21 protein-coding genes are annotated in these 26136 nt (G+C 66.3%); 11 read left to right on the plus strand and 10 right to left on the minus strand.

The genetic code is table 11. From position 1 onward, the window contains the following. Window positions 1–53: 53 nt before the first annotated feature. Together CH339_RS13950 and CH339_RS13955 are read right to left on the minus strand one after the other, a co-directional pair. A complete protein-coding gene (locus CH339_RS13950; protein ID WP_111434974.1) occupies window positions 54–1160 on the minus strand; it encodes a polyamine ABC transporter substrate-binding protein in 1107 nt (368 codons plus the stop codon). A gap of 212 nt (window positions 1161–1372) precedes the next feature. Next, window positions 1373–2755 carry a glutamine synthetase family protein gene (locus CH339_RS13955; protein WP_111434975.1) on the minus strand — a complete coding sequence of 461 codons (1383 nt, stop codon included), beginning with the start codon at window positions 2753–2755 and terminating at the stop codon, window positions 1373–1375. 225 nt (window positions 2756–2980) lie between these two features. Here CH339_RS13955 and CH339_RS13960 point away from each other — a divergent pair, with 225 nt between their 5' ends. From CH339_RS13960 to CH339_RS13985, 6 genes are all read left to right on the plus strand, one after another. Then, window positions 2981–3685 carry a GntR family transcriptional regulator gene (locus CH339_RS13960; RefSeq protein WP_111434976.1) on the plus strand — a complete coding sequence of 235 codons (705 nt, stop codon included), beginning with the start codon at window positions 2981–2983 and terminating at the stop codon, window positions 3683–3685. 98 nt (window positions 3686–3783) lie between these two features. After that, on the plus strand, window positions 3784–5280 hold the full coding sequence (locus CH339_RS13965; RefSeq protein WP_111434977.1) for an aldehyde dehydrogenase: 1497 nt from the start codon (window positions 3784–3786) through the stop codon (window positions 5278–5280). Continuing rightward, complete coding sequence (locus tag CH339_RS13970) at window positions 5277–6665, plus strand: glutamine synthetase family protein (RefSeq protein ID WP_111434978.1); 1389 nt, start codon at window positions 5277–5279, stop codon at window positions 6663–6665. Before CH339_RS13965 ends, CH339_RS13970 begins: the two co-directional genes overlap by 4 nt. A 48-nt stretch (window positions 6666–6713) precedes the next feature. After that, complete coding sequence (locus CH339_RS13975) at window positions 6714–8105, plus strand: aspartate aminotransferase family protein (RefSeq protein ID WP_111434979.1); 1392 nt, start codon at window positions 6714–6716, stop codon at window positions 8103–8105. Beyond that, entirely contained in the window at window positions 8102–9391 is a 1290-nt protein-coding gene (locus CH339_RS13980) for an NAD(P)/FAD-dependent oxidoreductase (RefSeq protein WP_111434980.1), read from the plus strand. Before CH339_RS13975 ends, CH339_RS13980 begins: the two co-directional genes overlap by 4 nt. A 420-nt stretch (window positions 9392–9811) precedes the next feature. Continuing rightward, window positions 9812–10468, plus strand: coding sequence for a GntR family transcriptional regulator (locus CH339_RS13985; protein WP_170138528.1), 657 nt, complete (start codon window positions 9812–9814; stop codon window positions 10466–10468). Window positions 10469–10617: 149 nt separating this feature from the next. On the opposite strand, the gene CH339_RS13990 is transcribed toward CH339_RS13985, so the two are convergent. From CH339_RS13990 to CH339_RS14005, 4 genes are all read right to left on the minus strand, one after another. Continuing rightward, window positions 10618–11766: an MFS transporter gene (locus CH339_RS13990; protein ID WP_244668947.1), complete on the minus strand. Its 1149-nt coding sequence runs from the start codon at window positions 11764–11766 to the stop codon at window positions 10618–10620. A 94-nt stretch (window positions 11767–11860) separates the two neighbouring features. Then, complete coding sequence (locus CH339_RS13995; RefSeq protein ID WP_111434983.1) at window positions 11861–12466, minus strand: NUDIX domain-containing protein; 606 nt, start codon at window positions 12464–12466, stop codon at window positions 11861–11863. A 181-nt stretch (window positions 12467–12647) separates the two neighbouring features. Then, on the minus strand, window positions 12648–13814 hold the full coding sequence (locus CH339_RS14000; RefSeq protein WP_111434984.1) for an acetyl-CoA acetyltransferase: 1167 nt from the start codon (window positions 13812–13814) through the stop codon (window positions 12648–12650). Between the two features lie 146 nt (window positions 13815–13960). Then, a complete protein-coding gene (locus tag CH339_RS14005) occupies window positions 13961–14755 on the minus strand; it encodes a FecR family protein (RefSeq protein WP_111434985.1) in 795 nt (264 codons plus the stop codon). A 276-nt stretch (window positions 14756–15031) separates the two neighbouring features. Between CH339_RS14005 and CH339_RS14010 the strand changes: the two genes are divergently transcribed. Further along, complete coding sequence (locus tag CH339_RS14010; RefSeq protein WP_111434986.1) at window positions 15032–16159, plus strand: tetratricopeptide repeat protein; 1128 nt, start codon at window positions 15032–15034, stop codon at window positions 16157–16159. A gap of 1 nt (window position 16160) precedes the next feature. Further along, window positions 16161–18386 (plus strand): CHASE2 domain-containing protein, encoded by a 2226-nt coding sequence (locus CH339_RS14015; RefSeq protein ID WP_111434987.1) that lies wholly within the window; start codon window positions 16161–16163, stop codon window positions 18384–18386. 6 nt (window positions 18387–18392) lie between these two features. Here CH339_RS14015 and CH339_RS14020 read toward each other — a convergent pair whose 3' ends face one another. Both CH339_RS14020 and CH339_RS14025 read right to left on the minus strand, forming a co-directional pair. Next, window positions 18393–19418, minus strand: coding sequence for a zinc-dependent alcohol dehydrogenase family protein (locus CH339_RS14020; protein WP_111434988.1), 1026 nt, complete (start codon window positions 19416–19418; stop codon window positions 18393–18395). A 180-nt stretch (window positions 19419–19598) separates the two neighbouring features. Beyond that, window positions 19599–20231: a glutathione S-transferase family protein gene (locus tag CH339_RS14025; RefSeq protein WP_111435025.1), complete on the minus strand. Its 633-nt coding sequence runs from the start codon at window positions 20229–20231 to the stop codon at window positions 19599–19601. A 193-nt stretch (window positions 20232–20424) separates the two neighbouring features. On the opposite strand from CH339_RS14025, the gene CH339_RS14030 reads away from it, so the two are divergent. Then, the gene (locus CH339_RS14030) at window positions 20425–21732 is read left to right on the plus strand and encodes an SAM-dependent methyltransferase (protein WP_111434989.1); all 1308 of its coding nucleotides are present in this window, start codon (window positions 20425–20427) and stop codon (window positions 21730–21732) included. 3 nt (window positions 21733–21735) lie between these two features. On the opposite strand, the gene CH339_RS14035 is transcribed toward CH339_RS14030, so the two are convergent. Continuing rightward, window positions 21736–22719, minus strand: a complete 984-nt coding sequence (locus CH339_RS14035) for a glutathione S-transferase family protein (protein ID WP_111434990.1) — start codon at window positions 22717–22719, stop codon at window positions 21736–21738. Between the two features lie 147 nt (window positions 22720–22866). Beyond that, window positions 22867–24798: a hypothetical protein gene (locus CH339_RS14040; protein ID WP_111434991.1), complete on the minus strand. Its 1932-nt coding sequence runs from the start codon at window positions 24796–24798 to the stop codon at window positions 22867–22869. A gap of 485 nt (window positions 24799–25283) precedes the next feature. Between CH339_RS14040 and CH339_RS14045 the strand changes: the two genes are divergently transcribed. Then, window positions 25284–25688, plus strand: coding sequence for a DUF6858 family protein (locus CH339_RS14045; RefSeq protein WP_111434992.1), 405 nt, complete (start codon window positions 25284–25286; stop codon window positions 25686–25688). 11 nt (window positions 25689–25699) lie between these two features. Continuing rightward, window positions 25700–26053 (plus strand): NifB/NifX family molybdenum-iron cluster-binding protein, encoded by a 354-nt coding sequence (locus CH339_RS14050; RefSeq protein ID WP_111434993.1) that lies wholly within the window; start codon window positions 25700–25702, stop codon window positions 26051–26053. Window positions 26054–26136: the final 83 nt, after the last annotated feature.

Here is a 26136-nt window from a genome sequence, read left to right on the forward strand (position 1 = left end):
GGCGCGCCGGCCGGGACCGGGCCCCGGGCGCGCCGCCGGATCGCGGACGGGCCTTACTGGCCGGTCTTGACCTTGGTCCAGGCGCGGGTGACGACGCGCAGCACCTTCGGCGGATAGGCCGTGGTGGTGTAGAGCTTCTCGGAGGTCTCGGCGTCCGGATAGATCGCCGGGTCCTTGATGACGTCCTCGTTGAGGAACTCCTGGGAGGCGAGGTTGCCGTTGGCGTAGTAGACGTAGTTCGACGCCTTCGCCATCACCTTCGGCTCCATGATGTAGTTGAGGAAGGCATGGGCCTCGTCGACATTGGTGGCGTCGGCCGGGATCGCCATCTGGTCGAACCACATCTGCGCGCCTTCCTTGGGGATGATGTATTCGACGGTGACGCCCTTGTCGGCCTCGGAGGCACGGTCGCGGGCCTGCAGCACGTCGCCCGACCAGCCGATGGCGACGCAGATGTCGCCGTTGGCGAGCGCGTTGATGTATTCCGACGAATGGAACTTCTGGACGGTGCCGCGGACCTTGTCGAGCATCTCGGCCGCCTTGGCGATCTCGTCGGTGTCGTGGCTGTCGCCGCGGAAGCCGAGATAGTTGAGGGCGGTCGGGAAGATCTCTTCCGGCGCATCGAGCCAATGGATGCCGCAATCCTGCAGCTTCTCGGCGAGCTCCGGCTTGAACACCAGGTCCCAGCTATTCAGCGGCATGTCGGCGCCGAGGCGCTCCTTGACCTTGTCGACATTGATGCCGATGCCGGTGGTGCCCCACATGTAGTTGATCGAATAGGCGTTGTCCGGATCGTAGCCGGCGGTCAGCTTCTGGATCTTCGGCCACATGTTCTTCAGGTTCGGCAGCTTCGACTTGTCGAGCTTCTGGAACACGCCGGCCTGGATCTGGCGCGACAGGAAGGTGCCGGAAGGAACGACGACGTCGTAGCCGGTGCCGCCCGCGAGCAGCTTGGTCTCCAGCGTCTCGTTGGAATCGAAGACGTCGTAGATGACCTTGATGCCGGTCTCCTCGGTGAACTCCTTGAGGATCTCTTCGTCGATATAGTCCGACCAGTTGTAGACGCGGACTTCCTTGTCCGCGGCCGCGGCCGGCACGGTGGCGGTCATCGCGGCGGCAACGCCGGCGATGAGCGTGGTGGTGAAAAGCAGCTTGCGCATGTCTCTTATCGTCCCTCGTCTGGATCGGTGAGGTCTGGAAGCACCGGTTTTCCGGCATCTTCCGGTTTGACGGCTCCGCTCGACGTTATGAGTCTTGTCGCCGTCGCTCAACGGTTTTCTTTTGTCGGCCCGGCCCTGGTGCGCACCCCTCCACCGACAACCGGAAGGACGCAACTGGCCGTGTGCCGACAGGCCGTTTTCAGTTTATCGTTCTAGAGATAAGTCGATCGCTCCAATGGTGTGATTTCGGTCAGGAACTCGTCGATTTCGGCGCGTTTCACCGCTGCGTAGAGGTCGCGGTAGTCGGCGCCGAAGGCGCGGGCGATGAAATCGGATGAGGCGAATTCGCTGAGCGCGGCCAGCATCGTCGACGGAAGCGACGGGGCGGCGCTCTCATAGGCGTTGGTCTCCACCGGCGGCGGTGGCGTCAGGCCCTGTTCCATGCCGTCGAGCATCGCCGAGAGCACCGCGGTCAGCACCAGATAGGGGTTGGCGTCGGCGCCGGAGATGCGGTGCTCGATGCGCGTCGCCTCAGGCGAGCTCGCCGGCACGCGCAGCGCCACAGAGCGGTTGTTGTAGCCCCAGCTCGCCGCGGTCGGGGCGTAGGAGCCCGGCTGCAGGCGGCGGAACCCGTTCCAGCTCGGCACGAAGACCAGCGTCGAGGCGGCCATGTTCTCCATCAGGCCGGCGATGGCGGCCAGATGCCGGGCTTCGCCGGTTTCCGGGTCGGCGAAGGCGTTTTTGCCGTCGCGGCCGATCAGCGAGACATGGACGTGCATGCCGTTGCCGGGCCAGTCGAAGAACGGCTTGGCCATGAAGCTCGCCTTCAGCCCGTGGCGCCTTGCGGCGGCGGCCACCAGCCGCTTCAGCATCATGGCGTCGTCGGCGGCGGCGAGCGCATCGCCGCGGTGCTTCAGGTTGACCTCGAACTGGCCGGGCGCGGCCTCCGAGACGATGGTGTCGATGGGCAGGCCCTGCTCGGTACCGAAGGCGCGGATATCGGAGAACAGGGTCTCGAAATCGGACAAGTCGGCAAGGCCGTACATGTTCTGGCGGTCGGGTCCGCCATTGCCCTGCAGCACCGGCGTCGGGTCTGTCGCGTGGGCGATGCTGTCCGGATCGACCAGATAGAATTCCAGCTCGAAGGCCGAGGTCGCGGAAAACCCGGCGGCGGCCATCCGGTCGACGACGGCGGCAAGGCGCTGGCGCGGATCGGCGAAGAACGGCGCGCCCTCGTCGGTGAACATCTGCAACATGGCCTGGGCGGTCGGCCGCTCGGCCCAGGAGACCTTGCGCAGCGAGCCCGGCACGGCGCGGCAGAAGCCGTCGGGATCGCCACTCTCGACGTGCAGCCCCGTCTCCGTCACCTCGCGGCCCCAGATGTCGAGGCCGAACAGGGAGAGCGGAAAGTTGATGCCGGTCTCGAACGCCTTGCGCAGGGAATCCGCCGGCGCCCACTTGCCGCGCAACACACCGTTGGTGTCGGTGATCAGGTAGTCGACGGCGTCGATGTCGGGATGGGCGGCGAGGAAGGACTCAACCTCGTCGAAAGTGGCCGCGCTGTCGTCCGTCCGGTCGTCCATCGATACCTGCATGAAGAGTGTTTTTCCGAAAACGCTGCCCGTTCGGGAGCCCGATGCCGCCACGGCGCCCGGCTTTCGGCGCCGCTGTCGACATCGTGATCTTGGGCGGCGATGTCTGCCGTTGCAAATTGGACGAATTGTGATCACATTTCTCGAAGCGATGTCAAGCGCGATTGCCCGAATGGGGTGAACGGGCGGCGCGCATCGACGGCGAGATATAAGGAGCGGCGCGGCGGAATGAGCCTCGACTACGACAGCACCCCGGATACATCCCCCGAGACCGGCGCCCGCAGCACGGTTCGCGACAAGGCGATCGCGGAGCTGCGCCAGGCGCTCCTGACCGGGCGGATCGTGCCCGGCCGGGCGCTGACCCTGCGCGGCCTTGCGGCAACGCTCGGCACCAGCCCGATGCCGGTGCGCGAGGCGATCCGGGCGCTTGCCGCCGAACACGCGCTGGAGATCCAGGCCAACGGCCGGGTCATCGTGCCGACCATGACGCCGTCGCGCTTCGACGACCTGATGCGGGCCCGCGTGCTCCTGGAGCCGGAGGTCGCAGCCCTTGCCCTGCCCCGCCTCGACCGCGCCACCGTCAAGGCGCTGACCGGCATCGACGACGCCCTCGACCGGTGCCTGGAGAACGGCGACGTGGAGAACTACATGCAGTTCAACCACGACTTCCATTTCACCGTCTACCGCGCCGCCGACGCGCCCGTGCTGCTGCCGCTGATCGAGAGCCTGTGGCTGCAGTTCGGCCCGTTCATGCGCACCGTCTACGGGCGGGTCGGCACCATCACCCTCGTCGACCAGCACAAGGAGGCGATCGCCGCGATTGCCCGGCGCGACGAGGCCGGACTGCGCGAGGCGATCCGCAACGACATCCTCGATGGCATGCGGCTTATCGGCTCCGTCGATCTCGGCCGCGAGGCCGGTGCGCCCGGCTAGCGACGGGACGGACCCGGATTGCATTTGACAAAAGCCCGGAATGTGATCACAAATCGGGCCAAATCTTTCAGACGACATTTGACCACCGGAGGGACACCATGCTCGACAAGCCGACCCGCGACGACTGGCACAAGGCGGCAACGGACCTTCAGCCCCGGACACAGGCCTTCATCGACGGCGCCTTCGTTGATGCCGCCTCCGGCAAGACATTCGAGAGCATCAACCCGTCGACCGGCCAGGTGCTCGCCAATGTCGCCGAATGCGACAGCGCCGACGTCGACAAGGCCGTCGCGGCCGCCCGCACCGCCTTCGAGGACCGGCGCTGGGCCGGCCTGGCGCCCGGCAAGCGCAAGCGCGTGCTGTTGAAGTTCGCCGACCTGATCCGCAAGAACAAGGACGAGCTGGCGCTTCTCGAAACCCTCGACATGGGCAAGCCGATCCGCGATTCCTCGGGCATCGACGTGCCGCTGGTCGCCAGCACCATCGCCTACTACGCCGAGGCGATCGACAAGATCTATGACGAGATCGGCCCGAGCGCCGACGACACGCTCTCCATGGTCGTGCGCGAGCCGCTCGGCGTCATCGCCGCCGTCGTTCCCTGGAACTTTCCGCTGCTGATGGCCTCCTGGAAGATCGGCCCGGCGCTCGCCACCGGCAACTCGGTGATCCTGAAGCCAGCAGAACAGTCGCCGCTGTCGGCGCTCCGGCTCGCCGAACTCGCCGCGGAGGCCGGCGTTCCGGACGGCGTCCTCAACGTCCTTCCCGGCTATGGCGAGACCGCCGGCCAGGCGCTCGGCCGGCATATGGACGTCGACCTCGTCACCTTCACTGGCTCGACGGACGTCGGCAAGCTGTTCCTGCAGTATTCCGGCCAGTCGAACATGAAGCGCATCGCGCTGGAATGCGGCGGCAAGAGCCCGCACATCATCATGGCCGACGCGGCCGACATCAAGACCGCGGCCTATACGGCGGCGGCCGGCATCTTCTTCAACCAGGGCGAGGTCTGCAACGCCGGCTCCCGGCTCCTCGTCGATGCCAGCATCAAGGACGAGGTGATGGAGCATCTGGCGACGGCCGCCGGACGCTGGCGGCCGGGCGACCCGCTCGATCCCGACACAAGGCTCGGCGCCATGGTCACCGAGGAGCAGATGGAGCGCGTGCTCGGCTACATCGCGGCCGGCCGCGAGGACGGCGCCGAACTGGTGCTCGGCGGCGAGCGCGAGATGGTCAACACCGGCGGCTTCTACGTCGAGCCGACCGTTTTCGACAAGGTGACGCCGCAGCACCGGATCGCCCAGGAGGAGATCTTCGGGCCGGTGCTGTCCACCCTCACCTTCAACGGCCTCGACGAGGCGATGGAGATCGCCAACAAGACCATCTACGGCCTTGCCGCGGCGATCTGGACCAGCGACCTGTCGACCGCCCACCGCGCCTCGCGGGCGCTCAGGGCCGGCACGGTCTGGGTCAACTGCTTCGACGAAAGCGACATCACGGTGCCGTTCGGCGGCTTCAAGCAGTCCGGCATCGGCCGCGACAAGTCGCTCCATGCGCTTGAGAAATACACCGAGCTGAAAAGCATCTGGATGAAGATATGAGCGCCTCCGACACACCGGTTGCGGCGGCAAGGGGCGTTGCCTCCCTTGAGGAGGCGCGCGACTGGCTGAAAGCACGACGCATCGAGGACATCGAGTGCATCGTGCCGGACCAGGCCGGCGTGCCGAAGGGCAAGATGATGCCGACCGAGAAGTTCTTCTCCGGCACGACGATGACGATGCCCGGCTCGATCTTCATGCAGACGATCTCCGGCGACTATCCGGACCTGCCGGAAAGCGCCGACTACGACCCGACCGACGGCGATCTGTTCTTCAAGCCGGACTATTCGACGCTCGCGGTCGTTCCCTGGGAGAGCGATCCGACCGCCCAGCTCCTGCACGATGCCTATGACGGCGACGGCAACTTCTTCGAGATCGCGCCACGCCAGGTGCTGCGCCGGGTCGTCGGCCTGTTCGAGGCCAAGGGCTGGACGCCGGTGGTGGCGCCGGAAATCGAGTTCTACCTGGTCAAGCCGAACACCGATGCGGACTATCCGCTGGAGCCGCCGATCGGCCGTTCGGGCCGGCCGGAAATCGGCCGCCAGTCCTATTCGATCTCGGCGATCAACGAGTTCGACGACCTGTTCGACGACATCTACGACTTCTCCGAGCTTCAGGGCCTTGAGATCGATACCCTGATCCACGAGGAAGGCGCGGCGCAGATGGAGATCAACCTGCGCCATGGCGATCCCCTAGAGCTTGCCGACCAGGTCTTCATGTTCAAGCGCACGATCCGCGAGGCGGCGCTGCGCCATGACATGTACGCGACCTTCATGGCCAAGCCGATCGCCGACGAGCCGGGCTCGGCCATGCACATCCACCAGTCGATCGTCGATGCGGAGACCGGCGCGAACATCTTTTCCGGCGAGGACGGCGATGCGACGCCGCAGTTCTTCTCCTATATCGCCGGGCTGCAGCGCTACCTGCCGCACGTCATGTGCATGCTGGCGCCCTACGTCAATTCCTACCGCCGGCTGACCCGCCACTCGGCAGCGCCCATCAACGTGCAGTGGGGCTACGACAACCGCACGGTGGGCCTGCGCGTGCCGAATTCCGGTCCGGTGGCGCGGCGCATCGAGAACCGGGTGCCGTCGTCCGACGCCAACCCCTATCTCGCCATCGCCGCCTCGCTCGCCTGCGGCTATCTCGGCCTCACCCACGACCTCAGGCCCGACAAGGCGATCGAGGGCTCGGCCCGCGACATGCCCTTCGGCCTGCCGCGCGACCTTTTGGGCGCCGTCGCTCTTTTAGAGAATTCCGGCGAACTCATCGACATATTCGGCAGCCGTTTCACCAGCGTCTACGGGGCGATGAAGGAAGAGGAATTCGAAACCTTCATGCGGGTGATCTCGCCCTGGGAACGGGAATACCTGCTGCTCAACGTCTAGAACCCGCCCTCCCTCGCGGGTCCTCAACATTCGGGAGATGCGATCCCCATGAACGTCCTTTCGAACGTCTATCCGACCGCTGCGCTGCGCGAGGCCGATGCCCGCCACCACTGGCATCCGTTCACCGACACCGCCGCGCTCAATGTGGAAGGGGCGCGGGTCATCGTCGCCGCCGACGGCGTCTGGCTGACGGATTCCGACGGCAACCGCATCCTCGACGGGATGGCGGGCCTGTGGTGCACCAATATCGGTCACGGCCGGGAAGAGATCGCCGAGGCGGTCTATGCCCAGATGAAGGAGCTCGGCTACTACAACACCTTCTTCAAGACCACTCATCCGCCGGTGATCAAGCTGTCCGAGCTGCTTTCGGAGGTCACGCCGCCGCACCTCAACCGGGTGTTCTTCTGCGGCTCCGGCTCGGAAGCGAACGACACCATCGTGCGCATGGTCCGCACCTACTGGCAGACCAAGGGAAAGCCGGAAAAGCAGACGATCATCTCCCGCCACAACGCCTATCACGGCTCGACGGTCGCCGGCGCCAGCCTCGGCGGCATGGGCGGAATGCACGCCCAGGGCGGGCTGCCGATCCCCGGCATCCACCACATCGCCCAGCCCTACTGGTACGGTGAGGGCGGCGACCTCAGCCCGGAGGAATTCGGGCTTTGGGCGGCGCGCGAGCTGGAACGGGCGATCGATGCGCTCGGCGAGGACAAGGTGGCGGCGTTCATCGCCGAGCCGATCCAGGGTGCCGGCGGCGTCATCGTGCCGCCGGACAGCTACTGGCCGGAGATCAAGCGGATCTGCTCGGAGCGCGAGATCCTGTTCATCGCCGACGAGGTGATCTGCGGCTTCGGCCGGCTCGGCGCCTGGTTCGGCTCCGACTATTACGGCCTCAAGCCCGACCTGATGCCGATCGCCAAGGGCCTTTCCTCCGGCTACCTGCCGATCGGCGGCGTCATGATGGCCGACCACGTGGCGGAGACGCTGGAACAGGGCGGCGAATTCGCCCACGGCTACACCTATTCCGGCCATCCGGTGTGCTGCGCGGCGGCGATCGCCAACATCAACATCCTCAAGCGCGAGGGCATCGTGGAGCGGGTGGCTTCGGACACCGGTCCCTATCTGCAGCGGAAATGGCTGGCGCTCGGCGAGCACCCGCTGGTCGGCGAGGCGCGCATGGTCGGCATGGTCGGGGCCCTGGAACTGGCGCCGGCGAAACCGGACCGCACCAAGCGGTTCGAGCCGGTCGGCGACGTCGGCACGCTGTGTCGCGACATCTCCTTCAAGAACGGGCTGGTGATGCGGGCGGTGCGCGACTCCATGATCGTCTCGCCGCCGCTGGTGATCACCCGCGAAGAGATCGACGACTTCATCGAGCGGGTGGAAAAGACCCTCGATGCCACCCTGTCCGAACTGACGAAAGCGGGCCTGATGGGATGAGCCGGCAAGGGGGCGAACCGCACACCGATTCCTATTATGCCGCGACCGCCATCGGCATGCGGAGCTGGCCGGCGCTGTACGGCGAATCCTCCGCCGACGTGTGCGTCATCGGCGGCGGCTTCACGGGCTTGTCCACGGCCGTGCATCTGACCGAGCTCGGCTTTTCGGTCGCGCTCCTGGAGGCGAACCGGATTGGCTGGGGCGCGACGGGCCGCAATGGCGGCCAGCTCCATTCCGGCCAGCGCCGGGACCAGGACTGGCTGGAAAAGGCCGTCGGCAAGGACGACGCCCGCCATCTGTGGGAGCTGTCGGAAGATGCCAAGCGGATCGTCAAGGACCTGATCGCCCGCTACGACATCGACTGCGACCTCGCTCCCGGCCTCATCCACGCCATGCACAAGAAGCGCTACGTCGCCGAAGAGCATGCCTATGCGGAAAAGCTCAGCCGCGACTACGGCTACGACGCCATCACGCTCCTCGACCGGGACGAGGTGGGCGCCGCGCTCGGCACCGACGTCTATTATGGCGGCTCGCGCGATGCGGAGGCCGGCCATCTCCATCCGCTGAACTTCGCGCTCGGGCTCGCCCGGGCCGCCGACGGCCTCGGCGTCAAGATCTACGAGCGGACCCACGCGCTCGCCATCCACGAGGGCGAGCCGATGCGGGTCGACACCGACGACGGTTGCATCCGCGCCGAGGCGGTGGTGGTTGCCGGCAACGGCTACCTCGCAGGGCTCGACAACGAGACCGAAACGCGGATCATGCCGATCAACAATTTCGTGCTGGCGACGGCGCCGCTCGGCGAAGACCGGGCTCGAGCCCTCATTCCCGGCAACGAGGCGGCCTCCGACAGCCGCTTCGTCATCAACTACTGGCGGCTCAGCCCCGACGGGCGAATGCTGTTCGGCGGCGGCGAGAACTACACCCCAAGCTTCCCGAAAGACCTTCCTGCTTTCGTGCGAAAGCACATGCTGAAGATCTACCCACAACTTCACGATGTTGTGATCGACTATGCCTGGGGCGGCACGCTGGCCGTCACGGTGCCCCGCATGCCCTATCTCAGGCGGCCGACGCCGGGGCTCTATTCGGCCGTCGGCTACTCAGGACATGGCGTCGGAATCGCGAATTTGGCCGGAAAACTGCTCGCCGAGGCGATTTCCGGCGACCAGAAAAAGCTGGATACATTCGCAAGACTTCCGATCCCGCGCTTCCCGGGCGGCAAGATGCTGCGCTGGCCGATGCTCTTTCTGGCGATGAGCTGGTTCGCATTGCGCGACAGAATCTGAACCAAAACGTTCGACCAACCGTATAGTTATTATGCGCCACCCGGCGGGCGGCGGCGATTTGTGTCGACAATATGACAGGAAACGCTGCGAAGTAAGCCACTTAACTGATTTTTATTTGACTACTATTTCGAAATATATCTTTGGTTATTACCTCAACAATTGTTAATTTATGAAATACTGCGTTGTTTTTTGCGAATTGAAACCATTATCCGCCAGCGTCAAGCAGCGATGAAATCGGCTCCAGGCCGGAGCGTGACGCTTCATTTTTCCTTTGTGTCATACTTCTATACTTTTGTATACAAATGAATTGCGGTTTATTGATAAATTCAACGGATGCTATATTTTGAAATCAACCGCTCCGCGTGTATGATTCGAAAAGTGGTGGATCGGTTGCCTGAAATGGATACAGAGGCCAAATTCATGGATGCAAGAAAACTAAAGCCTGCTGACATCGTCGAGGCGGTGCGCAGCGACATAATGGCGGGGATCCTCAAGCCCGGAGCGGCTTTGATCCAGGACACCTTAGCGCGGCGCTACGGTGTTAGCCGGATCCCCATTCGCGAGGCGCTTCGGCGCGTCGAAGCCGAAGGACTGATCGACGTGGTCTATGGTGGCGGCACCTTCGTCCACGTCCCGGATACTTCGGAAATCGCGGAAGTCTTCGAGATCCGTCTGCAACTGGAGCCGCACGTGCTGCGGCTGTCGATGCCACGGCTCGGGCCGCGCGACTTCGAGGCGGCGGAAGCGGCGATCGGTCTTTTGCGCGAGGAAGGCTGCGGCGGCCTTTCCATCGGCGAGATCGACCGGCGGTTCCACGACGCGATCTATGCGGGGGCCGACCGGCCGCTCCACATGGAAACGATCCGCACGCTGCAGGCGCGCCTCGCCGGCCTTCTGGCCACCGCGATGACGCCTGCCTCGGTCGCCGTCCTCGAAGAGGACATGAAGGCGATCCTGGATGTCATCCGCAAGGGCGACGAGAAGGAAGCCTCGGGTCGGCTGGTGCGCCAGCTCATCCGCACCCGCGAAAACCTGATCTCGGCCAGCGAGCCGGTCGATGAGGTGCGTTACGCCTGATTGGCGCAGCCACGCATGACGACAATGCAGAGGGCGGTGTCGACGGTGCATGAGAACGCCGACAATTAGCCGCCCAACGCACCATTTCCCCATGGAAGAGATTTCTCGGCCGGCGCCAGTGCGCCTGGCGTTCTCGGCCGGCAGCAACGTTACGCCGGGCGCGCGGAAAACCTCAGCAACAGCGCGGTAAGTGCCAGGATTGCCGTGACCGCGGCGAGCGGCACCAGGCCATCGGTGATGAACGGCGCGACCAGAGCCGTGCCGACAGCCGCAACGGCAAGCATCGCCATGATCACGAAGGCCGACCCGCGGGCATCGTCCTCGGCGGCGACGATCGCCTGGTGGAAGCCTGCCGGGCCGCGTACGCCCAGACCTGCGTTCACCACCAGGAAAATCGCCGTCACTACGGCCGCACTGCCGCCACCGGCAATGGCATAGGCGAACAGGGCGACGGCTCCGGCCGCGAACATCACCGCGCCGACCCGGACCACCCATTCCACCGTGAACCGTTTCACCAGCCGGCCCGAGATATTGGCCAGCACGATGAAGACGGTGATCCCGATCGCCTGCATGACGATGAAGTCGGTGACCGTCGCCCCGAGGCCGACGACGAAGACGGTCGGTGCGCCGAACACGAAGAGGAGCAGCGCGCCGACCGTTGCCGCATGCTCGACGGCGTTGCGCAGGAACGTCCAGTTGGACAGCAGGCCGCGGTAGCCGCCGGTGCCGTTCTGCCGCTTCGCGGCGGGAATGATCTCCCGTCCGAAAACGACCAGAAGCGCGAGGCAAAGGGAGAGCGTGGCCAGCAGATAAAAGCTTGCCCGCCAGCCGAATGCGTTGAGCAGCCAGAGGCCGGCGATCGGGCCTAGCGCCGGGGCCAGCACCTCGATGCTGCTGATGCGCCCGAGGGCGCCGACGGCATCGTCGTCGCCATAGAGCGCCCGCAGGATGCCCGGGGCGAACACGGCCGCGGCAGTGGCGGAGGCGCCCTGAACGGCGCGCAGGCCGATCAGCGCATCAAGCGAGCCCACCGTTCCGGCAAGGGCCGAGACGATGGCGTAGACGAGGAGCGAGGCCGCCAGCAGCTTTCGCTGGTCGAACCGGTTGCCCAGTTCGCCGAACATGAGCAGGCCGACCACCGTGCCGCCGGTGAAGGCGGCCAATACGAGCTGCGCGCGCTCCAGCGTGCCGCCGAGCGCGGCCGGCAGGCTTGGCACCGCGGGCAGCACCAGATCCGTGCCCGCAAGCCCGATCACGGTTCCGCTGGCGACGAGGACGAAGGCTGCTGAACGCCGCAAGCTTGAGGAAGACCCGCGCATCGGACCGGCCGTTTCAGGTGTTTGCAAGGGCCGGCATCGGGACCGGCGGGAGGGGGATCGGGCCTTCTGCGCCCTAGCCGAACAGCTCCGGGCGGTGCAGCATCAGCGCCTGGGCGAGGATGATCGTCTTGGCGTCGCGGATCCGACCGGACACGACCGCGCTGCGGAGCTGGTCGCAGGTCCATTCCAGCACCTCGATGTCCTCGCCCTCATGGGCGATGCCGCCGCCTTCGTGGAGCCGGCTGTCCTCGCCATATTCGGCCAGGAACAACGTCATCTTCTCGGTAATGATGCCGGGCGAGGAATAGGCGTGGCCGACCTTGCTCAGATAGGTGACCTCGTAGCCGAGCTCCTCGGCCGCCTCGCGCCGGGCCGTGGTCTCCAGGTCCGGGTCCTCGTCGTCGGAAAGCCCGGCGCACACTTCCACCAGATGGCCGTCGGCGTCGTCGAGATAGACCGGCACGCGGAACTGGCGCACCAGGAGGACGGTGCGGCGGCGCGGGTCGACCGGCAGCACGCCGACGCCGGAGCCGTGGTCATGGACCTCGCGCACGACGGTGAGTTCCGTGCCGTCGCGGGCCGGATGGGTCACGGTCATGCGCTCGAAGGTGACGAAGCCCTGATAGACGACCTCGCGATCCTCGATCCGGACGGCATCGCCGTCTTTCGGCTCTTCCATGGCTCACGACCCTTGCTGCGATTGCTTCACCGATGCCGGCAACGGAGCCCCGCTCCGGCCTTGTCGCGTGATGCCCGATCGACCTCCAAAGCACAAGGCGGCATTTTGCCTGCCGCTTCTGGTCGGGCTTTTTGGCCGGTTGCAGCCGTTTCCCGGTCTTTTCTTCGAGGCCGCTCCGCGGCTACTTGATCGCCTGCAGGATCGAGACGTAGTTGGCAACGGCGGCGCCGCCCATATTGAAGACGCCGCCGAGGGAAGCGTCCCTGACCTGCATGTCGCCGGCCGTGCCGGTAAGCTGCATCGCCGTCAGCACGTGCATGGAAACGCCGGTGGCGCCGATCGGATGGCCCTTCGATTTCAGGCCGCCCGACGGATTGACCGGCAGCTTACCGTCCATCGCCGTCCAGCCCTCCAGGATGGCGCGCTCGCCCTCGCCTTCCTTCGTCAGTCCCATCGCCTCGTATTCGATCAGTTCGGCAATGGTGAAGCAGTCATGGGTCTCCACGAAGGAAAGGTCGTCGAGGGTGACGCCGGCCTCGGCAAGGGCCTGCTGCCAGGCAACGCCGCAGCCCTCGTATTTGAGAATATCCCGCTTCGACATCGGCAGGAAATCCTGGACGTGGGAAGCGGCGCGGAACGCGACCGCCTTGTCGCGGCCGAGCGCGGTTGCCGTATCGGTCAGCACCAGCGCGGCGGCGCCGTCGGAGACGAGCGAGCAGTCCGTGCGCTTCAGGGGACCGGCGACGTACGGGTTCTTTTCCGATTCGGCGCGGCAGAAGTCGAAGCCGAGATCCTTGCGCATCTGGGCGAAAGGGTTGTTGACGCCGTTCTTGTGGTTCTTGGCGGCGATGGCGGCGAGCGCGTCGGACTTGTCGCCGTGGCGCTGGAAATAGCCTTGCGCAATCTTGCCGAAGACACCGGCAAAGCCGGCCGGCGTGTCGCCGTCTTCCGGCAGGTAGGACGCCTTCAGGAGGTTGCGGCCGATCTCCGGGCCCGGCGTCGTCGTCATCTGCTCGACGCCGACGACGAGCACGAAGCGCGCCTTGCCGGCGGCGATGACGGTCAGGCCCTGGTGGACGGCAGCCGAGCCGGTGGCGCAGGCGTTTTCCACCCTCAGCGCCGGCTTGAAGCGGAAGTCCGGGTCGGCCTGCAGCACCAGCGAGGCGGTGAAGTCCTGGGCGGAAAAGCCGCCATTGAAATGGCCGAGCAGGATCTGGTCGACGTCGCGCGCCTCAAGGCCGGCATCGGCGACGGCGCGGTTGGCGACGTCGACGATCAGGCTCTCGACGGTTTCCTCGCCGAGCTTGCCGAATTGCGAATGGGCCCAGCCGATGATCGCTGCGGTCATTTCTTGAAACTCCCTCCTTGGCGCCCCGTGGCCGGACGACGGGTCCGGCGGGCATCTTTGGCCCCATCTATAGCATGGGACGGCGCGGCAAAAAGGGGGATGTCGCAGCAGACGGCGGGTTGCGGGATGCCGTTATCGCGGCACGTTCAGCGCCGGCGGCGCCCTTCGACACCGACATCGGGATCGGTGACGTCGCCGTCATTGTCGAAGAAGCGGCGGTAGTAGCGCTCGCGCTCGCGCGTCTCGATCTCGTCGACGCGGTCGCGGGCATCGGTGATGCCGTAGGGCCGGCTGCGATCGGCGTCGAGGTGGTTGCCGAACAGCGGGAAGGAGACCTTGCCGAGGACGTTGCGCAGCGAATCGTCCCAGCGGCGCGGGCCCTCCATGCCGCCGTTCGCCCTGACGACGATGAAGCGGCCGGGCCGGACGATGCCGGTGCAGGTGCCGTCGACGCAGACGTCGACCGCGCCTTCGACGAGGATGACGATGACCTTCTGGGCCTGGACGACGAGGTCGAAGACGGTACCGCGCACGCCGATGGTCGCGAGCGGCGTCTTGACCTTGTAGCTCTGCGAATTCGAGGAGCCGGACACGAACCGGAAGGCACCCTTCACGGCCTCCACCGAGACTTCCTCGGCGGTGCCGCCCGGATTGTAGACGAAGCGGTCGAGCACGACTTCGGAAACCGGGCCGATGGACAGGCTCGTCTCGTCGAGGAACAGCAGTTGCGCGGTGCTTTTCTCCCGCGTGGCGATGCGCTCGTTGCCGAAGACGCCGTTGCCGGGGGAGAGGCTGCGCACCTGGCTGGCCAGCGTGCCCGTCACGTCGCGCTGGATGGCGGAGGCGACGCCGATGCGGTCGGCGGCATGGGCGGCCGCCGCGCTGGCAGCCATCACACCGGCCGCGACGAGCGGCAGAATTTTGCGTCTGACCGAAATCATTGCGTTCCGCCTTCCCTGCCCCGTTCCGCCTGCCCCGGCATTGTCGCGCCAGGAAGACCTCTGGCCAAGCCATCGTCCGGCCTCGGCAACGTTGTCGCCCAACAGCGAAGGCTTTGTCCAGCACCAGAATGCAACACTTCGCACTCAAATCCACAGGCAGTTTCCAAAACACATTGCGCGGGCGTTATCGTTTGGTAGTTTCGCCTGAGAATTTCTTGCCGAGAACCTTGGGCCGCCGAGATGACCGCATTGACGACCACGGGACGCCGGAACCGCATGACACGTCTCGCCGCCCTCCTCGCCGGCACGCTCCTTCTGACCGGGATCGCAGTGCCGGCCTTCGCCGAAGGGCCGATCGATTCCGGCTACGGCGCGGTGCTCGCCGATCCGACCGATCCGATGATCAACAACGCCTATGCGGCCCGGGCCGAGGCGCGCGGCGAATACCGCAAGGCGCTCGCCACCTATGAGCGGATCCTCGTCCACCATCCGGACAATGCCGAGGCGATCAGCGGCCTGATGCGCATGCGCCGACGGCTGCAGCCGTCCTCCACCCAGGTGTTCCTGGAGCTGGGCGGCGCCTACCAGTCGAACCCGCGCCAGTTCCCCTCGCCGGGCGAGACCGACGACGGCAACGCCTTTTCCGTCATCCGCATCCTCGACGAGCGCTCCTTCGGCTCGCAGCGCTGGCGCACCATGATCGAGGGCAGCGGCGAGATCTTCGGCGATCTCGACGTCCTCGACAATTTCGCCCTTTCGGCCGATACCGGCCCGCTGTTCGACCTGACGCCGACCATTGCCGTGCGCCCGGCCCTTGTCGGCGGCTATGCCTTCCTCGACGGCGGCAGCTTCTTCGGCGAGGTCGGCGCCTCGCTCGGCTTCGAGGGCTACCTGCAGGGCGCCCTGCAATCGATCGAAATACGCGCCACCTGGCGCGACTATGCGGACCGCTGGGTCTCCGACGATGGCGCCGTCATCGATGTGCGCGGCCATTTCGGCTATGGCGGCCTTATCGACGATGCAGATGCCATCATCGTCAAGCCGCGGCTGCGCTGGAGCGGCGTCGACACAAGGCCGGGCGTCGTCATCCCGAGCGGGTTCGAGCCGGGGCGCTATTTCGAGGCCGGAACGAAGCTGGAATACTACTACCCGTTCGCCGAATGGCTGCTGGCCGGCCCCAATGTCGGTCTCTTCCAGCGCTGGTTCGACAAGCCCGTCACCGTCGGCGGCGCCGACCGGCGAGACACCTATCTCGCCCCCGGCGGGTCGGTGATCCTGCGCGACCTCGTTGCCGAGAACGTCGATTTCCGCTTCGACTACCGCTACGAGATGCAGGACTCCAACGATCCGACCCGCGACTTCGACAATCACGCGGTGGCCGGACGGATCCTGGCCCGGTTCTGACATGGCGGCCGGTGCGCCGCGCCGGACACGGCGGCCGCGGCAGTCGTCGGGGCTGGCGATCCTTGCCGCCGGCGTCATCGTCGCCGCCGCGTTCCTTGGCCGTGTCGCCCTTCCCGAGACGCTCACCAACCTTTCCAACCTCGTCTTCGATGCCTATCAGCGGGCCCTGCCGCGAGTCTGGACGCCGGAGCTGCCGGTCCGGATCGTCGACATCGACGAGGCCTCGCTGGCACGGCTCGGCCAATGGCCCTGGCCGCGCGACCGGCTGGCGGCGATCGCCGAATTCGCCAGGGACGCGGGCGCGGCGGCCATCGTCTTCGATTTCCTCTTCGCCGAGCCCGACCGCACCTCGCCGGAAGAGGTGCTGACGACGCTTTCCGACACCCCGGCGCGGCGCGCGCTCGCCAGGGCGTTGGAGCTCTCCGTCCCGCACGACATCTCGTTCGCCTCCGCGCTCGGCGAGACGGGGTCCGTCATTGCCGCGGCCTTGACCCAGACACCGGGCGGCACGCTGCCGGTGAAGGCGGGCTATGCGGTTGCCGGCGACGACCCGACGCCGTTCATCCGCCATTATGCGGGCGCGACGGCGCCGCTCGACGTGCTTGCCGAAAACACCAAGGGGATCGGCGCCATCAACTGGCTGCCCGACCGGGACCAGGTGATCCGGCGCGTGCCGATGGTGCTGTCCGGCCCCGACGGCTTCGTGCCGACGCTTGCCGCCGAGGCGCTCAGGGTGGCGCAGGGCGCCTCGACCTATGTGCTGCGGGCCTCCAATGCGAGCGGCCAGACGGCGTTCGGCGCCACGACCGGGCTCAACGCCATCCGTATCGGCGACATCACCGTGCCGACCGATGCGAACGGCGCCGTCGTCGTGCGCTATTCGAAGCCGGCACCGGGACGCACTATCCCGGCCTGGAAGATCCTTGGGGGCGCTGTCCCGGAGGAGGAGTTGAAGGGCCGCATCGTCCTGGTCGGCACCAGCGCGGCGGGGCTGTTCGACCTTCGGGCAACGCCGGTCGCCGCCGTCGTTCCGGGCATCGAGGTGCACGCCCAGGTGATCGAGCACATCGTCTCCGGCGGATGGCTGGCGCGGCCCGACTGGGCGCCGGGGCTGGAGATCGTCGCTGCCGTCCTCGGTGCGCTGTTCTCCGCCGTCGTCGTCGCCAAGCTGCCGGTGCGCGGCGCGCTTCCCGTCGCGCTGTCGCTCTCCGCCCTCTTCTGCCTTGCAAGCTGGTTCGCCTTCACCCGGCAGGGGCTCTTCATCGACCCGGTGTTCCCGGCCGGCACGGCGCTCGGCGCGCTCTTTGCGGCGTCGGCAACCGTGATCTTTTCCAAGGAGCGGGCGCGGCGCGAGATCCGCAACGCCTTCAGCCGCTACCTCGCGCCGGACCTCGTCGACGAGGTGGCGGCCGATCCGGCGCGACTTAAGCTCGGCGGCGAGATGCGCCCCATGACGCTCCTCTTCTCCGACATTCGCGGCTTCACGACCCTGTCGGAGGGCATGGAGGCGGAGACGCTGACGCGCTTCCTCAACGCGTTCCTGACGCCGATGACCGACGTCATACTGTCGCGCCGCGGCACCATCGACAAATATATGGGCGATGCGGTGATGGCGTTCTGGAACGCGCCGGTCGACGATCCGGACCATGCGAGCAACGCGGCGGGCGCCGCGCTCGACATGCTGGCGGCGCTGAAAACGTTCAACGCCGAGCACGAAGGGACCGCGACGGTCGCCATCGGCATCGGCATCAACACGGGCGAATGCTGCGTCGGCAATCTCGGCTCCGAACAGCGCTTCGACTATTCGGTGATCGGCGACGACGTCAACGTCGCCTCGCGACTGGAAGGCCTCACCAAATTCTACGGCGTCCCCGTCCTTGCCGGCGAGGCGACGGTCGTGGCGGCCAAGGGCTACGAGTTTCTCGAACTCGACCGGGTGCGGGTCAAGGGCAAGCGGACGGCGCTGACGGTGTCGGCCCTCTTGGGCGATGCCGGCATTGCCGGGGAAATCGACCTTGTCCGGCTGCGGGAGACGCAGGCCGCGATGCTCGCCGCCTATCGGGGGCGGGCCTGGGACATCGCGCTCTCGCATCTCGCCGACCTCCCCGCCCTTTCCGCCGGCCGGCTCACCGACTATGCCGCGGCGATGGGGTATCGCATTGCGCGGCTCAGGACCGAAGCGCTGCCGGACGATTGGGACGGGGTGTTCGATCCGGAGAGCAAGTGAGGGCGCTCAGGCGTCAGGGTCGAGGGCAATCACGATCTTGCCGACATGGCCGCCGGCGCGCATCAGTTCGAAGGCATCGCGGTAGCGGTCCAGCGGGAAGGTCTCGTGGACCCAGGGCTTCAGGCGGTGGGTTGCGACCGCTGCCATCATCCGCGCCATGTCGCCGAGCGAGCCACAGGTGATGCCCTGGAGGCGGACCTGGCGCATCACGGCGAGCGGCAGGTTGAGCGGCGCGTGGCTACCGGACAGGTTGCCGATGAGAGCCACCGTGCCGCCGGGCTTGACCGAGCGCATCGCATTTTCCAGCGTCGCCGCCCCGCCGAGTTCGACGACGAGGTCGGCGCCGTCCGCATCGAAGTTTTCACGCACGGCGCGCGACCACTCCGGCACCTCGACATAATTAGCGGTCACGTCGGCGCCGAGGTCGGAAATCCGGTCCAGCTTTTCGTTCGACGAGGAGAGCACCATAGTGCGGGCGCCGGCGATCCGCGCGAACTGCATCGCAAAGAGCGCGACACCGCCGGTGCCTTCCACGACGACGGTGCCGCCGGGGCGAACGTTGCCGTGTTCGACGACCGCGCACCAGGCGGTGATGCCGGCGCAGGGAAGCGTTGCGGCCTCCGTCAGCGACAGGTGGTCGGGCACGGCAAAGAGCGCGCGTTCCGGGACGAGCACGTAGTCTGCGCAGAAGCCGTCGCCGCCGGGGCCGCCGCGGATGGTTTTGAGGCCCCCCGCACTCGGCGCCCCGTCGATCCAGCCTTCCGCGATGCCGTTGACGACCCGGTCGCCGGGAGAGAACCGGGTGACACCCGGGCCGACGGCTTCGACGATGCCGGCGCCGTCGGAGGTCGGTACCACCGGCATTGTCTGGCGCGGATTGTAGGAGCCTTCGACAAGGAGGAGGTCACGGTAGTTCAGGGAGACGGCGGCGATCCGGACCAACACCTCGCCGGGGCCAGGCTCCGGCCGCTCGCGCTCGGCGATGTTGAGGTTCTGAAACCCGAAGCCGCCGTCCAGCACCAGTGCGCGCATGCCATTCCCCCCGAGGAACGTTGTTTCGTTCCGATATGCAGTCATTGCGAGCGAGCGGAGCGAGCGCGGCAATCCAGGGGCCATTTACTCGGAGCAAGTTGCTCTGGATCGCCACGTCGGCCTTCGGCCTCCTCGCGATGACGACAGTGTTTTGTTCGCTTCAGCCCTGCTTCCCGACGCTCAATCCGGCATCGGGATGTCCGGCATCTGCTTGGGCACATGATAGCCGCGCTGCACCGCCGGGCGCCCGGCGATCGCGACGTACCAGCGCTTGACGTTCGGATAGTCGTTGAGATCGATGCGCTGCCAGTCGAAGCGGGTCGCCCAGGGCCAGATCGAAATGTCGGCGATGGAATATTCGCCGCAGACATAGTCGCGGCCTTCCAGGCGCTTGTCGAGGACACGGTAGAGCCGCTCCGTCTCCTTGCCGTAGCGCTCTTCGGCATAGGGCGCCTTGCCGGGATTGAACTCCAGGAAGTGGTGGGCCTGGCCGAGCATCGGGCCGAAGCCGCCCATCTGCCACATCAGCCATTCGATGACCTCGAAGCGGCCCTTGATGTCGCTCGGCATCAGGCGGCCGGTCTTTTCGGCGAGGTACATCAGGATGGCGCCCGATTCCATCAGGTGGATACCGGTGTCGTGGTCGACGATCGCCGGGATCTTGTTGTTGGGGCTGATGGCGAGAAACTCCGGCGCGAATTGCTCGTTCGCCATAATGTTGATCGGCTTGACCGTATAGGGCAGCCCCAGTTCCTCCAGAACGATGGAGGCCTTGCGCCCGTTCGGGGTCGTCCATGTATAGAGATCGATCATGATCGGCCTTTGCATTTCGGCTGGGTCGATTGTCGAATCGGAAAAAGAATCCGGTCGGCGGAATTTGGCGCAAACATCGTCTTTTTGGACGACTGGATCAACCATCCGTTTTTCTGCACCTTGCGGCCCCGGCCGGGACATGAAACACGGATGACCGCAGCCAGCCGCCGCCAACCGCCAGGGATTTCCTGCCATGACGCCCGCCGCCGACCGTCGCCTCGATGCCGCACGCCGTGCGCTTGAACACCTTCGCGAGGCAGCAAGGCTCAGCCTCGATTTCGAACTGTGGGACGGCTCGACCGTGCCGGCCGATGCCGAGCCGGGGAGCCTCAGGATCGCGGTCTCGGACCCGGCCGTCTTTTCCCGCCTGATCCGGGCGCCGCGCATCCCGACCCTGATCGAGCTCTATGCCGCCGGGCTCGTCGATATTAAGAACGGCTCGTTCTTCGACCTTGCCGAGAAGCGGCCGGAAACGCGGACCCGCGACATCGCCAAGAAGATCAACAAGGGGCTCCTGTTGAAGGCCGCCCTTCCCTTCGCGCTGTCCTCCGCCCGGCCCGGCACAGCGCCGGAGGCGCATGGCGTCGACGGCGGCACGGCGGCCACCCTGTCGCGCGGCAGCGACAAGGCCGACATCGCCCACCACTACGACGTCTCCAACGACTTCTACCGGCTCTTCCTCGACCCGGAGATGGTCTACACCTGCGCCTACTTCACCGACTGGCAGAACGACCTCGCCACCGCCCAGCGCGACAAGCTGGAGATGATCTGCCGAAAGCTGCGGCTGCAGCCCGGCGAGCGGCTCCTCGACATCGGCTGCGGCTGGGGCTCGCTCATCACCTATGCGGCCGAGCATTACGGCGTCGAAGCGGTCGGGGTGACGCTTTCCGAAGAGCAGGCCGAACTGGCCGAGCACCGGATCAAGGAGCGCGGATTATCCGACCGGGTCTCCGTGGAACTCCGCGACTACCGGGCGCTTTCCGGCGAGTTCGACAAGATCGCCTCGATCGGCATGTTCGAGCATGTGGGCATCGACAATGCGGACGGGTATTTCTCCTCGGTCCGCAAACTGTTGAAGCCGCGCGGGCTCTACCTGCACCACGCGATCACGCGGCGGGCCAAGGCGACCGACCGGCTGTTCCGGCAAAAGCGCAAGGAATACAACGCCATGGTCCGCTATATCTTCCCCGGCGCGGAGGTCGACCATATCGGCATGTCGCTGAAGGGGCTGGAGGCGGGCGGCTTCGAGGTCCACGACGTGGAGGGCTGGCGCGAGCATTACGGGCGCACCACCGAACTCTGGGCCAAGGGCCTGATGGAAAACCGCGAGGCGGCCGTTGCGATTGCCGGCGAGGCGCGCACCCGCATCTGGATCGCCTATCTCTCCGGCGTCTCGCTTGCCTTCCAGCGCGGCACGCTGCAGATCTTCCAGACCCTCGCCTCGCGCCGCGCCAAGGGTTCCGCGGGCCTGCCGCCGACGCGGAGTGATCTCTATCGCTAGAGGTCAGGCCGCCAGCCGCTCCCGTCCGTGCGGGACGTCGTAGTCGAGGTCCGGGCCGACGGGGACGATGCCGGTCGGGTTCAGGGTCTTGTGGCTGCCGTAGTAGTGGTTCTTGATGTGGTCGAGGTGCACCGTTTCGGCGACGCCCGGCACCTGGTAGAGGTCGCGCAGATAGCCGGAGAGGTTCGGGTAGTCGGCGATGCGGCGGATGTTGCACTTGAAGTGGCCGACATAGACCGGATCGAACCGCACCAGTGTGGTGAACAGGCGCCAGTCGGCTTCGGTGATCTTCTCGCCGGTCAGGTAGCGCCGGGTCGACAGGCGCTCTTCCAGGAAATCCAGCGTTTCGAACAGCGGCCCGACGGCCTCCTCATAGGCTTCCTGGCTGGTGGCGAAGCCGGCCTTGTAGACGCCGTTGTTGACGGTGTCGTAGATGCGCCCGTTGAGGGCGTCGATCTCCTCGCGCCTGGCGTCCGGATAGTAGTCGCCGAAGCGGGCGCCGACGGTGTCGAAGGCGCTGTTGAACATGCGGATGATCTCCGCGGATTCGTTGGAGACGATGGTGCCCGTCGTCTTGTCCCACAGCACCGGCACGGTGACGCGGCCGGAATAGTCCGGCTTTGCCGCCAGATAGATCTCAAAGAGCCGCTTGGCGCCATGGATGGGGTCGGGGACAACACCGGGTCCATCTTCGAAGGTCCAGCCTTCCTCGCCCATATGCCAGTTGACGACCGAGACCGTGATCATCTTTTCCAGGCCCTTCAGGGCGCGGAAGATCAGGGTGCGGTGGGCCCAAGGGCAGGCATAGGAGACATAGAGGTGGTAGCGGCCCGGCTCGGCCCGGAACCCCTTGTCGCCGCCCGGGCCGGGGGCGCCGTCGGCCGTCACCCAGTTGCGGAAGGGCGATTCGGAGCGCACGAAGCGGCCGCCGGTCGCATCCGTATCGTACCACTGATCCTTCCAGACGCCGTCAACCAGCAAACCCATGGCACAGTCCTTTCGTTGCTCTGTCACTGCCGCGACATGTAAGCCAACGACGGGGCGGGGCCACCGGTTCCGGGGTGAACAGTCTGGTTCCACTTTGAAAAACACGCCGGCACCCCGCCCTCGCGAAGCACCGGCGAAGCGGATGCGTCAGGCGAATTCGCTGACGTCGATGGTGAAGGTCTGGCGGCTGATGGAGCCGTCCGGGGCGCGCGCCGTCACCTCCAGGTCGACGGACGGTTCGGCCTCGGTGTCGAAGGCAGCGCCGTCGGCGAGCATGACATTGCCCTCCTCGTCGACGAAGAAGCGGTCGTCGTCGACCTCGTAGCGCATGCCGCCTTCGGCAGGCTCCGAAGGGGTTTCGAGCGGTTCGTCGGCGGGCATCTCGTCGGCAGCGGGTGCGGCGTCAAGGGTCGCCGGCTCTTCTGCGGAAACGTCCTCGGCCTCGGAGCGGGGCTCGGCATGGGGCGTTTCCAGCGGATCGAGTGCCGGTTCTTCCGGTTCGGACAGTGCAGGTGCCGGCGGCTCCTCGGCGGTCGTCGCGCTCGCCGGCCTCCCCCTGTTGCCGAAAAGGTCCGGCTCGGGATCGGCATAGTGGGGCACCAGCGTGACGTCGGCGACGCCGTTCGCAAGTTCCGGGGCGTCGTCGTCCAGTTCGCCGATGACGAAATGGCCGTCCGGACCGAGATAGAAGTAGTACTTGCCGAACTCGTGCTCGGCCTCTTCTTGCCCGTGCAGGGCTGGAGCCTGCTCCTCCTGCTCCTCCACGGCCTCTTCGGCGGGGCGCGCAGGCTCATCGGCAACGGACGTCGCCTCGTCAGCGAAGGGTCCAGGCTCGTCGGCACGCGGCGCCGTATCGGCGAACGCGGCATAGGGCATGTCGTCGACATGCGGTTCGCTCGCCGGACCGGGTTCCTCGATCACCCGCACCAGGTCGGCCGCATCGGCGCTAGCGGCGGAGGCTGCGGCCTCGGTGTCATCGTCCGTGATGTCGGGCGCCTCGGCGCCGGGGTGAGCGTCCTCCCGGGTGGGATCATCTTCGGAAGACGCCGCTTCAGGATGTGACTCCGACGACTCCTGCAAAGCCTCCTCTGCGAGGACGGGCTCTTCGGCGGCATCGTCCGGTTCGGCGAACGCGCCGTCGTCCGGCGCAGCAGGCTCGTCGAACCGGCTGTCGTCTTCCATTGTCGAGACCGGTTCGGGCTGCGGCTCATCGAATGCCGCCTCGTCCGCAATCGGCTCATCGACCGGATCCGCCTCGTCCGCCTCGACGTGGAGGGACACGTCTTCCGGTTCGGTCTCGCCTGTCTCGTCGTCTTCCCCCAGGGGATCGGCATCGGCGCCGTAGAAGGGCTCCGCCACCGGCACGGGCGCTTCCGAGACGTCGGTGGTGAGCGAGGCGTCGTCGGCAGCGTCGAGCTCGGCGGCAAGGGCAGCCTGTTCGGCTTCCGGATCGCTGTCCAGCACGGCGGTAGGGCCTGGGATCTCGGCTTCCTCGCCGGTCCCGTCGTCGTCGGCGGCGATCAGTTCGACGCGCGCCGTGTCCGGCTCCAGCGGCAGATGGTCGGCAGGGCCGTCCTCGGGCGCGTCGACAGCGGGGGCATCGTCGTCGGCCGGACCGGATTCGGAAAAGGCCGCGAGCGCATCGGATGCGGCGCGCTCGGCGACCGCGAACGGATCGCTCTCAGGCTCTGCAGACCGCTCCGGTTCATCGAACACCCCGGTGCCCGCGTCGCCGGCGTCCTCCTCTTCCGGCTCGGGGACGCTCGAAACGTCGATGGTGATCGGCTCGTCGAAGACCTCGCCGGTGATGTCGGTGATCCGCAAGATGAGCTGGTGTTCGGGAACAGCGCGGAATGCCGCCTCGGCGCCCTTGCGCACGAAAAGAACATCGCCGGTCATCTCGAAGATGTCCGCGCCCTCGCCGACGATCTCGTAGGAAAAACTCTCGCCGCCGTCGTCGGCGGCGAGCTCGGCGACCAGCAGTCGCCCCTCGGTCCGGTCATCGGGACCGGAGACGCCGCCGTCCAGCGGCACAGGATGCGACGGTTGTTCGACGGACTGGGTCTCGAACTCGGCCATGATACGCCCTCACACATACTCTGCGGGCGGCCCGGCCTGATGGGCGGCCCACGCCCAGCAGTGTGCCGCATCAGGGTAAACGAGAGTGAAACGCCAAAGTTTAATTGTTCTAATATGAGCCTTTTCGCATCTATGCGCCCGGCGGTTGCGGATTCTCAATGCTCTTTTGTCGCACCGCGCCTAGGAATCCAGAACCGGCTTCAGGACATGGCGTTCCGTTGGACGCGTCCTTTGCCGGCAGGGGACCGCAGAAGCGAAAAACGACAACGGACAGGCCGGCGTGCCGGATGTCCGCATCACGAAAATGCGCGGTTTCCTTGAGGGAGGATGACGTCTCGCAGGCGGCGCCTGCGCCCGTCACCCTGAAGAACGTGCTGCGCGATAACGCGATGACGGGCGCCCGGAAAAACCACCGGGACCGGCAACAGGGAAGGTCTGTCCGGAACCTCTTTTCATACAACCAAAGGTTTTCGAGCAAGCACGCGATGAGACAGAAAATCATCCAGGAAAAATATCCGATCTTCGTCCTCGAGCTGCAGAAGGACGAGACCGACATGACGTCGGCGGACGACATCGTCGCCCGGCTGAAGGCCAACATCGAGGCCGACCGGGTCGCCCGCTATATCGGGGTCTTCGACCACTACAACCACACCAAGGCGCTGCCGGACGGCTCCATCGCGCCGGAGATCGAGGACGCCAAGAACATCCTGTTCTGCTTCGGCGTGGCGCTGCCGAGCGCGGAGATGCTGGCGCTCCGGCCGCGCTCCATTGGCGTTGCCGAACTCGCCGACCGGTTCATCGTCTCCTTCCTGGAGGCACCGATGCCGGTTGCCAACATCGCCATGGAAAACTGGGTCCGGGCGCTGCGCGCCGACCCGGTGACGGCATGAGGAGCGGGACGATGCGCATTGCCGTCACCAGCCAGAACTTTCGCACCATCACGCCGCATGCCGGCAAGACGCGGCGCTTCATGATCTTCCTCGCCGACGGGGCCGAGCCCCCTGTCGTCGTCGACAAGCTCGACCTGCCGAAAGACCAGAGCATCCACGAGACCGCCTTCGACGCCCCGCACCCCATCGACGTCGTCGACGTCGTCGTCACCCAGAGCTGCGGCTCCGGGTTTCGGCGCAAGATGGACGCGCGCGGCATCCGGGTGGTCGAGACCAGCGAAACCGATCCTCACAAGGCAGCCGAAGCCGTGGCGGCCGGACGGGAGCTTGCCCCCGCCCCGCCCCACGACGACTGCAGCCACTGACAATGGAATGAGCCCGATGCGAAAGTCCGCAACCGCCCTTTGCCAGCTTGCCGCCCTCCTTTTCGCCTTAACGACGGGATCGA

The organism is Rhodobium orientis, assembly GCF_003258835.1.
GTDB classification, from domain to species: domain Bacteria; phylum Pseudomonadota; class Alphaproteobacteria; order Rhizobiales; family Rhodobiaceae; genus Rhodobium; species Rhodobium orientis.